We start from the raw sequence: 13,226 nt of genomic DNA on the forward strand, positions 1-13,226 counted from the left end.
GGCATGAAGTGTTGCGGACCGAACGGGTGGGCGCATGGAGGTCGGGCCGCCGCCCGCCGCACCTGGCCTGGGTAGTCCGAGGGGGATGGCTCTGCATGCCGACGACGGAAGACAAGCTCCGCGAATACCTCAAGCGTGTGACCACGGACCTGCAGCAGACGCGGCGAAAGCTGGCGGATGTGGAGGACCGGGCGCACGAGCCGTTGGCGGTCGTGGGGATGGCCTGTCGTTTTCCGGGCGGGGTGGTCTCGCCGGAGGGTCTGTGGGATGTGGTCGCGGGGGGCGTCGACGCGGTCGGGGAGTTCCCGGCGGGCCGGGGCTGGGACGTGGAGGACCTGTACGACCCGGACCCCGACGCGGTGGGGAAGTCGACGACGCGTCAGGGCGGGTTCCTCTACGACGCGGCGGGGTTCGACGCGGAGTTCTTCGGGATCAGTCCGCGTGAGGCGCTCGCGATGGATCCGCAGCAGCGGCTGCTGCTGGAGACGGCGTGGGAGGCGTTCGAGCGGGCCGGGATCGTGCCGCAGACGTTGCGCGGCAGCGACACCGGCGTCTTCGTCGGCGCCATCCCCCAGGACTACGCCCCCGAGGTCGGCCAGGTCCCCGGCGACGTCGAGGGCTACATCGGCTCCGGCGTCCTGACCAGCGTCGCATCCGGCCGGATCGCCTACACCCTGGGCCTGGAAGGCCCCGCCGTCTCCGTGGACACCGCCTGCTCCGCCTCCCTCGTCGCCCTGCACATGGCGGCCCAGTCCCTGCGCAGGGGCGAGACCTCGCTGGCGCTCGCGGGCGGGGTGACGCTCATGGCCGCGCCGCGCATCTTCGTGGAGTTCAGCCGGCAGCGCGGGCTGTCGGCCGACGGCCGGTGCAAGGCCTTCGCGGACGGCGCGGACGGCACCGGATTCTCCGAAGGCGTCGGCTGGCTGGTGCTGGAGCGGCTGTCCGAGGCGCGGCGCAACGGGCATCCGGTGTGGGCCGTGATCCGGGGCAGCGCGATCAACCAGGACGGCGCGTCCAACGGACTGACCGCGCCGAACGGGCCGTCCCAGCAGCGGGTGATCCGCCAGGCCCTGGCCGACGCCCGCGTCGCCGCCTCCGACGTGGACGCGGTCGAGGCGCACGGCACCGGCACCAAGCTCGGCGACCCCATCGAGGCCCAGGCCCTCCTCGCCACCTACGGCCAGGCCCACGACAGCGAACAACCCCTGTGGCTGGGCTCGCTGAAGTCGAACATCGGCCACACCCAGGCCGCCGCCGGCGTCGGCAGCGTCATCAAGATGGTCATGGCGATGCGCCACGGAATACTGCCCCAGACCCTGCACGTCGACGCGCCCACCTCCCACGTCGACTGGAACGAGGGCGCGGTCGCCCTCCTCACCGAGCAGCGCCCCTGGCCCCTGACCGGCCGGCCGCGCCGGGCCGCGGTCTCCTCGTTCGGGATCTCCGGCACCAACGCCCACGTCATCCTCGAACAAGCCCCCACCGACACCGACACCCCCACCGCCGACGCTGATGCCCTCAGCCCCGCCGACACCCCCGCCGGGACGGCCCTCGTGCCGTGGGCGCTGTCCGCGAAGACGCCTGCCGCGCTGCGTGAGCAGGCCGCACGGCTGGCAGAGTTCGCCGAGCGACGGGACACGCTCGACGTCGGCGGGGTCGGCCGGGCGCTGCTCTCGTCGCGGACGGTGTTCGAGCACCGGGCCGTGGCATGGGGAAGCGACCGTGCCGAACTCGTGGCCGCTCTGCGGGAGCTGGCCGCCGGCCACAAGCCCGAAGCCGCGCTGACCGGCTCGGCGCCCGAGAGCCCCCGCCTGGCGGTGATGTTCTCCGGGCAGGGCAGCCAGCGTGCCGGGATGGGCAGGGAGTTGTATGCGGCGTTCCCGGTGTTCGCGCAGGCCTTCGACGCGGCGTGCGTGCATCTGGACGCAGAGCTGGGGCGGTCCCTGAAGGACGTCGTGTTCGCGGAGGAGGGCAGCGCCGAGGCGGCGTTGTTGGAGGAAACCCAGTTCACGCAGGCGGCCCTGTTCGCGGTGGAGTCGGCGTTGTTCGCTCTGGTGTCGTCGTGGGGGGTGCGCCCGGATGCGGTGATCGGGCATTCGGTGGGCGAGGTTGCGGCGGCGTATGCGGCGGGGGTGTTCTCGCTGGCGGACGCGTGCCGGCTGGTGGCGGTGCGGGGCCGGCTGATGCAGGCCGCCCGGGCGGGCGGTGCGATGATCGCCGTCGCCGCGCCCGCGGAGCAGGTGGCGCCGGTGGTGGCGTCGTTCGGGGGGCGGCTGGCGCTGGCGGCGGTCAACGGGCCTTCGGCGGTCGTCGTCTCCGGCGACGCGGACGCGGCCGGGGAGCTCGCGGAGCGTTTCCGGCAGGAGGGGGTGCGCGTCAAGCGTCTGGCGGTCTCGCACGCCTTCCATTCCCCGCACATGGACACCGCGGTCGCCCGGTTCGAGGAGGCCGTCGCCGGGATCGTGTTCCGTGAGCCGCGGCTCGCGGTGATCTCCAACGTCAGCGGCGCCCCAGCGGTGGAGGGCGAGCTGACGGATCCGGGGTATTGGGCGGGGCACATCCGGGCGGCGGTCCGTTTCCACGACGGCGTCCAGGCCCTGCACGCGCGCGGGATCACCGCCTACCTCGAACTCGGCCCCGACCCCGTCCTGACCGCCCTGGTGAAGAACACCCTCGACACCGACACCGGCACGACCGGGGTCGCCGTCCTGCACAGGGACAAGGACGAGGCCCGCACCGCCCTGCGGGCGCTGGCCGCCCTGCACGCCCACGGCATCGGCGCCGACCTCACCCCCCTCCTGCCCGCAGAGACCAACGGGTCCGGCGAACCCACCGCCGGGACCGACGGGCCCACCAGGCCGGCCGCCTCCGCCGTGACCGCCGTGGCCGCGGACCTGCCCACCTACGCCTTCCAGCACGAGGACTTCTGGCTGCACGCCGTCCCGCGAACGGACGTGACGAGCGCCGGCCTGAACCGCGCCGATCACCCCCTGCTCGGCGCCGCCGTCGAACTCGCCGACACCGGGCACCTCGTCCTCACCGGCCGCCTCACCCCCCACGACCAGCCCTGGCTCGCCGACCACACCATCGCCGGCACCACCCTCCTGCCCGGCACCGCCTACCTCGACCTCGCCCTGCACACCGCCCACCGCGCGGGCTGCGCGGGCGTCGAGGACCTCACGATCGAAGCCCCTCTGCGCATCGCCGAGCACGCGGTGCACATCCAGGTCGTCGCGGGCCCCGCGGACGAGCGAGGACGCCGCCCCTTCACGGTGCAGTCCCGTCCGGAGGCGGGTGAGGGCGTAGAGGACACCGACCCCGCTCCCTGGACCCGCCACGCCACCGGCACCCTCACCCCCACACCCGCACCCGCACCCGCACCCGCGCCCGCTGTCTGGCCCCCCGCCCACGCCACCCCCGTCGACCTCACCGGCCTCTACCCCCGCCTCACCGCCCAGGGCTACGCCTACGGACCCGCCTTCCAAGGCCTCACCCACCTCTGGCACCACGCAGACGACTACTACGCCCGCATCACCCTCCCCCCGCACACCACCCCCCACGACCACCCCCTCCACCCCGCACTCCTCGACGCCACCCTCCACGCCCTCCTCGCCACCGCCCCCCACACCGACACACACACCGACACCAGCACCGACACCAGCACAGACACCGACGCCGACGCCGGGATCCGCATCCCCTTCGCCTGGAACGACATCACCCTCCACGCCACCCACCCCACCACCCTCCACGCCCACCTCACCCGAACCACCCCCGACACCCTCCGCATCACCGCCACCGACCCCACCGGACAACCCGTCCTGACCGTCGGGGAGTTGACGCTCAGGCCGGTGTCGGCGCAGCAGCTGCAGGCGGCGGTGTCCGGTGGCGAGCCGAACGTGCTGCACCGGCTCGACTGGATCGCCGTCGGAGACGACGCCGACGCCGATGCCGGGGGACAGGCGACCGCGGGGCGCGACGCGGCGGCGGACACCGCCCGGCGATGGGCCGTGCTCGACGGCACGGACGGCCTGGACGCCCTCCTGGACAGCGACGGCGGCGTCCCCGACACCGTCTTCCTGCCGTGTCCGTCGACCTCCGACCCGTCGATCCCCGACCCGTCGATCCCCGACCCGTCGACGGCCGGGACGGCAGCCGTCGATCCGGCCCGGGCCGCGCACCTGACGACCGCGCACGTGCTGCGCGCAGTTCAGCGATGGTCGGCCGACGACCGTTTCGCCGCATCGCGGCTGGTCGTCGTCACGCGCGACGCCGTGGCGGCCGGTTTCGGAGAGGGCGTCCACGACCTGCCGGCCGCCGCCGTCTGGGGCCTGGTGCGCGCCGCGCAGAGCGAGTACCCGGGCTGCTTCGTCCTGCTCGACCTCGACCTCGACCGCGACGCGGACCTCTCCTCGTACCTGGACGACGCCCGCGGCGTCCTGCGCACCGCCCTGGACTCGGGCGAGCCGCAGATGGCCGTCCGACAGGGCGCCGTGTACGCGAACCGGCTGGTCAAGGACACCGTCGACGACCTTCTCGCGCCGCCGCGCGCGGCGCCGGCCTGGCGGCTGGGCAGCACCGGCAAGGGCACCCTGGAAAACGTCGCGCTGACCCCCGCACCGCAGGCCGTCGAGCCGCTCGCCGCGGGCCGGGTGCGGGTCGCCGTGCGGGCGGTGGGCATGAACTTCCGTGACGTGCTGATCGCGCTCGGCAGCTACCCGGGCGAGGCCCCGATGGGCAGCGAGGGCGCGGGCGTGGTCGTCGAGGTGGGGCCCGGGGTGACCTCGGTCGCCGTCGGCGACCGCGTCATGGGCCTGTTCTCCGACGGCGCCGGGCCGCTCGCCGCCACCGACCACCGCACCCTGGTCCGCATCCCCGAGGGATGGTCCTTCACCGAGGCCGCCGCGACACCGATCGTCTTCCTCACGGCGTACTACGCTCTGGTGGATCTGGCGGGGCTGCGGCGCGGTGAGCGGCTGCTGGTGCATTCGGCGGCCGGCGGTGTGGGCATGGCCGCCCTGCAGATAGCCCGGCACCTGGGCGCCGAGGTGTACGGCACCGCCGGCCTGGGCAAGTGGGACGCGCTGCGCGGCCTGGGCCTGGACGACGCCCACCTCGCCGACTCCCGCACCACCGGCTTCGAGCAGGGCTTCCTCGCCGCCACCGGCGGCCACGGCGTGGACGTCGTCCTGGACTGCCTCGCCAAGGAGTTCGTCGACGCCTCCCTGCGCCTGCTGCCCCGCGGCGGCCGCTTCCTGGAGATGGGCAAGGCGGACGTGCGGGACCCCGAGCAGGTCGCCGCCACGCATCCGGGCGTGGCCTACCGGGCGTTCGACCTGATGGAGGCGGGTGCGGACCGGATCCAGGCGATGCTGGTGGAGCTGGCCGCGCTGTTCGGCAGCGGTGTGCTGCGGCCCCTGCCGGTGGCGGCCTGGGACATCCGCGACGCCCGCGCGGCCCTGCGTCACCTGAGCCAGGCGCGGCACATCGGCAAGGTCGCCCTCACCGTGCCGCGTGCGCTGGACGTCGAGGGCACCGTCCTGATCACCGGAGCCACCGGCGCCCTCGGCGGCCTGCTGGCCCGCCACCTCGTCACCCACCACCGCATCCGCCACCTGAACCTCACCAGCCGCACCGGAGGCGACGCACCCGGCGCCGCCCAGCTCACCGACGACCTCACCCGGCTCGGCGCCACCGTCACCCTCACCGCCTGCGACCTCGGCGACCCCGCCGCACTCGCCCGCCTCCTCGACACCGTCGACCCCCGCCACCCCCTCACCGCCGTCGTCCACACCGCCGGCCTCCTCGACGACGGCACCGTCGACACCCTCACCCCCCACCGCCTCGACACCGTCCTGGCGCCCAAAGCCGACGCCGCCTGGCACCTGCACCGCCTCACCCGCCACCACGACCTCACCGCCTTCGTCCTCTACTCCTCCGCCGCCGGCCTCCTCGGCAACCCCGGACAGGCCAACTACGCCGCCGCCAACACCTTCCTCGACGCCCTCGCCCACCACCGCCACACCCAGGGCCTGCCCGCCACCTCCCTCGCCTGGGGACTGTGGGACCAGGCAGGCGGCATGGGCTCCGCGTTGAGCGCAGCGGAACGGGACAGGCTCGCGGAGACCGGCACCTGCGCGTTCACCGCAGAGCAGGGCCTCGCCGCCTTCGACGCCGCCCTCGGCCACGCCCGGCCGATGCTCGCCGTCCTGCCGATGAACCCCGCCGCGCTGCGGGCGCGCGCCGGACGCGGAACGCTGGCGCCGATCCTGAGCGGCCTGGTCCGCACCCCGGTACGCCGCCGCGCCGCGGCGGGCGCCGCCGGCGGTCCGGGCGCGGCCACGCTCGCCGACCGCCTGGCGGCCCTGCCCGGCGCCGAACAGGAGCAGCTGCTGCTCGACCTCGTCACCGACGAGGTGGCGGCGGTGCTCGGCAGGTCGGGCGGGGACCTCGAAGCCGGCCGCACCTTCAAGACGCTCGGATTCGACTCGCTGTCCGCCGTCGAACTGCGCAACCGGCTCGGCGCGGCGACCGGCCGCCGGCTCTCGCCGACCCTCGTCTTCGACCACCCCACCCCCGCCGCTCTCGCCACGCATCTGCGCGACGCCCTGCTCGGCAACCGCCCCGCCGCCCCGGTGCGCACCACACGGCAGGCCCCGGCCCCAGCCGACGACGACGCCATCGCCATCGTCTCGACGGCCTGCCGTTTCCCGGGCGGCGTGGCCTCGCCCGAGGACCTCTGGCGGCTCCTGCAGGACGGCGTCGACACCATCGGCGACTTCCCGGCCGACCGGGGCTGGGACCTCGACGCCCTCTACGACCCCGACCCGGAGTCGACCGGCACCTCGTACACCCGCCAGGGCGGCTTCCTGCGCGACCCGGCCGGCTTCGACGCGGAGTTCTTCGCGATCAGCCCGCGCGAGGCCCTCGCCATGGACCCCCAGCAGCGCCTGCTGCTGGAGACGTCGTGGGAGGCGCTGGAGCGGGCCGGGATCGACCCGGGCACGCTCCGCGGCAGCGACACCGGTGTCTTCGCCGGCGTCATCACCGGCGACTACGTCACCCGTCTCGGCCGGCTCCCCGAGGAGCTGGAGGGATACGTCTCCACCGGCACGACGACCAGCGTCGCCTCCGGACGCATCGCCTACACCCTGGGCCTGGAAGGCCCCGCGCTCACCGTCGACACGGCCTGCTCGTCGTCGCTGGTCGCGCTGCACCTGGCGGCGCAGGCGCTGCGCAACGGCGAGTGCGCACTGGCCCTGGCCGGCGGCGCGACCGTCATGGCCGGGCCGGTGAACTTCGTCGAGTTCAGCCGCCAGCGCGCCCTGTCCGCCGACGGCCGCTGCAAGGCGTTCTCACAGGACGCGGACGGCACCGGCTGGGGCGAGGGCGTCGGCCTGGTGCTCCTGGAGCGGCTGTCCGACGCCCGCCGCAACGGCCACCCCGTCCTGGCCGTCATCCGCGGCAGCGCCGTCAACCAGGACGGCGCCAGCAACGGCCTGACCGCCCCCAACGGGCCCTCGCAGGAACGCGTGATCCGCCAGGCGCTGGCGAACGCGGGTCTGACCGCCGCCGACGTGGACGCCGTCGACGCGCACGGCACGGGCACCAGGCTCGGCGACCCCATCGAGGCACAGGCCCTGCTGGCCACCTACGGGCAGGAGCACACCCCCGAACAGCCGCTGTGGCTGGGCTCGCTGAAGTCGAACATCGGCCACACCCTGGCCGCCGCCGGCGTCGCCGCCGTCATCAAGATGGTGCTGGCGATGGGGCACGAGACGCTGCCGCGCACCCTCCACGTCGGGCGCCCGACCGAACACGTCGACTGGGACGGCGGAGCCGTCGAGCTGCTGACCGAGGAACGGCCCTGGCCCAGCACGGGCCGCCCGCGCCGCGCGGCCGTCTCCTCCTTCGGGTTCTCCGGCACGAACGCGCACCTGATCCTGGAACAGGCGCCCGGGCAGGGGACGCCCGAGGCGACGGACGCGACAGGACCCGCGTCCGCGGCCGAGTCCGCTGCCGCCGAGGATGCGGCCGCTGCGCAGGCGGCTGCGGCTGTGGTGCCGTGGGTGCTGTCGGCCAAGACCCCCGCCGCGCTGCGTGAACAGGCCGCCCGCCTCGCCGGGTTCACCGCCGATCGCCCCGACGTGGACATCGCCGCGATCGGCTCGTCGCTGATCACCACCCGTGCCGCGTTCGCGCACCGCGCCGTGGTGGTCGCGAGCGAGCGCGAGGAACTCGCGAGCGCACTGTGCGGCCTCGCCGCAGGCGACGTCCCCGCCCCGGCCGTCACCGGTGAAGCCGCCTCGGGTCGGACGGTGTTCGTGTTTCCGGGGCAGGGGTCGCAGTGGTTGGGGATGGCGGCGGGGTTGTATGCGCAGGCGCCGGTGTTCCGGGCCCGGTTGGAGGAGTGTGCGCGGGCGTTGTCCGAGTTCGTGGAGTGGGATCTGCTTCAGGTGCTGCTGGGGGAGGGCGACGGCGCTCTGTTGGAGCGGGTGGATGTGGTGCAGCCGGCGTTGTGGGCGGTGATGGTGTCGCTGGCTGAGTTGTGGCGTTCGTTCGGGGTGGCGCCGGATGCGGTGGTGGGGCATTCGCAGGGGGAGATCGCGGCGGCGGTGGTGGCGGGTGCGTTGTCGCTGGGGGACGGTGCGCGGGTGGTGGCGTTGCGCAGTCGGGCGATCGTGGCGTTGGCGGGGCGTGGGGGGATGGTGTCGGTGGCGTTGCCGGTGGAGCGGGTGCGTGCGGTGGTGGGGCGGTGGCCGGGTCGGGTGTCGGTGGCGGTGGTGAACGGTCCGTCGTCGACGGTGGTGTCGGGTTCGTGTGAGGTGTTGGAGGAGTTGGCGGGGTTGTGGGAGGGGGAGGGGTGCGGTGGCGTCGGGTGCCGGTGGATTATGCCTCGCATTCGCCTCATGTGGAGGTGTTGGAGGAGGAGTTGGCGCGGGTGTTGGAGCCGGTGGCGCCGCGGGTTCCGGTGGTGCCGTTGTATTCGACGGTGTCGGGTGAGGTGGTGGCGGACGCGTCGTTGGACGGGGGGTATTGGTATCGGAATCTGCGGGGGACGGTGGAGTTCGAGGGTGCGGCGCGGCGGTTGCTGGCGGACGGGTTCACGGCGTTCGTGGAGTGCAGTGCGCATCCGGTGCTGACGGTGGGGCTGGGGGAGACGTTCGACGCGCTGGGTGCGGATGTGGCGGTGGCGGTGGGGTCGTTGCGGCGTGACGAGGGCGGGATGGAGCGCTTCGCCCGTTCGTTGGGGCAGGCGTGGGCGCACGGCGTTCCCGTCGACTGGACGCCCCTCCTCCCGGCCGCGACGACCGGAGTGCCGCCGGTCGGCCTGCCCACCTACGCCTTCCAACGCACCCGCTACTGGCTCGAGTCCGCCGCCCAGGCCGGCGACGTCTCCGCCGCGGGCCTCACCGCCGCCGCACACCCCCTGCTCGGCGCGGTGATGGAACTCGCCGGCGCCGACGGCACGGTGTTCACCGGACGGCTGTCCCTGGCCGACCACCCCTGGCTCGCCGACCACACCGTCGCCGGGACCGTGCTCCTGCCCGGCGCCGCGTTCGTCGACCTCGCCCTGCACGCCGCGCACACCGTCGCCGCGGCCCGCGCCGACGACCTCGTACTGCACGCCCCGCTCGCCCTCCCGCCCGACGGCGCCGTGCTCCTGCAGGCGACCGTCGGGCCGGCCGACGCCGACGGACACCGCGAACTCACCGTCCACACACGACCCGAGCCGGCCGGCGCCGAGCCCCCCGCGGACCGCGACACGCCATGGACGCTGCACGCGACCGCCACACTCACCGCCGCCACACTCACCGCCGGCACCTCCGCCGTCGACGTCCTCGCCGCCTGGCCGCCGCCGGGCGCCACACCCGTCGACCTCACAGCCGTCTACGACCGGCTCGCCGCCCACGGCTACCTGTACGGGCCCGCCTTCCAGGGACTGACCGCTCTCTGGCAGGACGGCGAACGGCTCTGCGCGGACGTCGAGCTGGCGCCCGGAACCGACCCCGCGGGGCACACCCTGCACCCGGCGCTCCTCGACGCCGCCCTGCACCCCCTGATCGTCGCCGCGCTCGACACCGCCCCCGACGGCGGCCTCGCCCTGCGCATCCCCTACTCCTGGGACGGCGTGTCCCTACCGCCCCCCACCGCCACCGCCGCCGCCGCTACGCGGCTGCGGGTCGCGCTGACGCCCACCGGCGAGGACACCGTGCGTCTCGTCCTGGCCGCCGCCGACGGAACCCCGCTGGGCGCCGTCGACACCCTCACCGTCCGCGAGATCGACCCGGCCAGGATCGCAGCGCTGCGCACCGACCGGCTCCCGCTGCACACCCTGACCTGGAACGAGTTCCAACTCCCTTCCCCCGACGGCGAATTCCCCCTCACCACCGTCTGGGTCGGCGACGACCCGGAAGGCCTCGCCGCCGCCCTGGGGCTGTGCGACGAGCCCTACCCCGACATCGCGGCGCTCAGCGCATCGGTGGCCGCGGGACGGCCCGCTCCGCGCACCGTCCTGACGAGCCCGCACGGCGTGAGCGACCCGACCCGGGCAGCCGCCGAGACCTACCGGACCCTCACCCTCGTCCAGGATCTGCTGGCCGACGAACTCCTCGCGGACAGCGCCCTGGCCGTCCTCGCGCACGGCGCGGAACCCGCGCCCGGCCGCGACCCGCACCCGGCGGACCTCGCCGCGGCGCCGCTGTGGGGGCTGCTGCGGGCCGCCGGCTCCGAGCACCCCGGGCGCACGGCCGTCCTCGACACCGACGACGACACCGCCTCGCTGCGAGCCCTGCCCGCCGCCCTCGCCGCCGGCGAGCCCGAGCTGCTCCTGCGGCGGGGCACCGCACACGTGCCGCGGCTGCACGCCCGCCCCGCCGGGCCGCGCACACGGGCCGCCGGCCTCGACCCGGACGGCACCGTCCTGATCACCGGCGGCACCGGCGCCCTCGGCGCGCTGGTCGCCCGGCACCTGGTCACCCACCACGGCGTCCGGCGCCTGCTGCTCACCGGCCGCCGCGGCCCCGACGCCCCCGGCGCCGCCGACCTCACCGCCGAACTCACCGGCCTGGGAGCCACGGTCACCGTCACCGCCTGCGACACCAGCGACCGCGACGCCCTCGCCCGGCTGGTCGACGGCGTGCCCGCCCGACACCCGCTGACCGCCGTCGTGCACGCCGCGGGCGTCCTCGACGACGGCATCATCACCTCCCTCGACCGCGAGCGCTTCGACACGGTGTGGCGCCCCAAGGCCGACGGCGCCTGGTACCTGCACGAGCTGACCGCACACCAGGACCTGGCCGCGTTCGTCCTGTTCTCCTCCCTCGCCGGACAGGCGGGCAACGCGGGACAGGCCAACTACGCCGCCGCCAACACCTTCCTCGACGCCCTCGCCCACCACCGCCACGCCCAGGGCCTGCCCGCCACCTCCCTCGCCTGGGGCCTGTGGGGCGACAGCCAGGAGAGGGCGGGCGCCGGCCTCGCCACCCGCCTCGACGCGGCGGCCCTGGCCCGCGCCGCCCACGGCGGCCTGCTGCCGCTGTCCGCCGCCGACGGGCTCGCGCTCCTCGACGCCGCGCTCGCCACCGACGAACCCCTGCTGGTCGCCGCCCGCTTCGACCCGGCGGCGCTGCACGCCCGCGCCGCCGACGGCACCCTCGCCCACCGGCTGCGCGGCCTGGCGCCGCACACCGCACGCCGCGCCGCCCCACCCGCGGCCGACGCCACGGAACTGGCCCGGCGCCTCGCCGGCCTGGAACGGCCCCAGCAGGAGAAGGCCGTCCTCGACCTGATCCGCACCACCGTCGCCGCCGTCCTGGGACACGACGACGCCTCCCGCGTCGACGACGACCTCGCCTTCAAGACCGCGGGATTCGACTCCCTCACCGGAGGCGAACTACGCAAACGGCTCTGCGCGCTCACCGGCCTCGCGCTGCCCGTCACCCTCGCCTTCGACCACCCCACCCCCAACGCCCTCGCCCGGCATCTGCTCCGCAAGCTCGAACCGGCCGCCGCGCAGCCGCCCGTGCTCGCCGAACTCGACCGCCTCGAGGCCGCCCTGGCGAGCCCCGCCGACGACGAGGACCTGCGCCGCGCCGTCGCCGACCGGATGGCGAACCTGCTCGCCCTGTGGTCGGCGCCGGCCCGCGACGGCGGCCCTGACGACACCGCCGAAGGCGCCGGCCGCATCGAGTCCGCCTCCGCCGCCGACCTCTTCGAACTGATCGACCAGGAGTTCGGCGGGCTGTCGCGCTGACCGCGGGCCGCCCCACCCCGACCCCCTCCGGCACCGGCAGGAACCGAAGACACCGGCAGGAACCGAACACACCGACAGAACGGAAGATCCCATGAACACGCTCACCACATGGAAGCAGCTCAGCAGCGGCGCCGCCGACGAGGTCGTCCTCGCCGTCGACTTCGACGCCACCGGCCGCGGCGAGGCCCGCTTCAGCGACTTCGTGCCGCTGCTCGAGCCGGGCCACACCGTGTGGGAGACGCTGCCGCAGGCCGTCGCCTCCCGCCCCGACCTGCCCGCCGACGCCTACATCAAGCAGTGGGTCGACGAGGTCGCCACCAGCGGCAAACACGTCAGGGCGATCCTCGCGTTCTGCGCGGGCGGCACCTACGCCGCCGCCCTGGCCGAGGAGATCGAGCGGCTCCAGGGCCACTTCCCGCAAACCGTCCTCTTCGACCCGGAGCGGGCCGCCGCCGCACCCATGTACTGGCAGTTCCACAAGGCCGTCGGCCAGATGGAGTCGACCCTCGGCGCGGCCGAGGTCGGCCCCGTCCAGGACGCCGCCCAGCGCGCCCAGGAGGAGTGCACCAGCCTCACCGACCTGGCCCGCCGGCTGCTGCTCCTCTACCACGGCATCGCCCAGAAGGCCTGCGCCAAGCTCGGCCTGGACGAGCGGCGCCGCGCCGAGATGGTCGAGACGGCCGGCGGCTTCCTCAGCTACCTGTCCACCGCCGAGCAGATCGACCCGACCGCCGTCTGGAAGAAGTGCACCGCCATCACCTCCGCCACACCCACCAGCGGCCTCAACGGCTTCCGCATGCTCAACCCCGACCACGGCGACGACCTCGTGGCCGAGGAGATCTTCTTCACGGTGCCGCACGTGGAGATCCTCTCGACGCCCGAGATCGCCCGGACGGTCTCCCGGCTCCTCGCCGCCTGACCCCCGCCGCAGCGCCCGCAACGGCCACCCGCGCCCCCTCCCTGTTCCAGGTCA

The 13,226-nt window shown here is 74.8% G+C and carries 2 protein-coding genes and 1 pseudogene; all 3 read left to right on the forward strand.

Going from position 1 to position 13,226, the window contains the following annotated elements:
* Nucleotides 1–85: 85 nt before the first annotated feature.
* Nucleotides 86–10,225, forward strand: a pseudogene (locus OHS82_RS42970) (acyltransferase domain-containing protein); the annotation flags it as partial.
* 306 nt (nt 10,226–10,531) lie between these two features.
* A complete protein-coding gene (locus tag OHS82_RS43685; protein WP_443061844.1) occupies nt 10,532–12,253 on the forward strand; it encodes a type I polyketide synthase in 1,722 nt (573 codons plus the stop codon).
* A 91-nt stretch (nt 12,254–12,344) separates the two neighbouring features.
* Complete coding sequence (locus OHS82_RS42980) at nt 12,345–13,172, forward strand: hypothetical protein (RefSeq protein WP_057581822.1); 828 nt, start codon at nt 12,345–12,347, stop codon at nt 13,170–13,172.
* Nucleotides 13,173–13,226 lie beyond the last annotated feature (54 nt).

The sequence above is a fragment of the Streptomyces sp. NBC_00425 genome, assembly GCF_036030735.1.
Classification (GTDB): domain Bacteria; phylum Actinomycetota; class Actinomycetes; order Streptomycetales; family Streptomycetaceae; genus Streptomyces.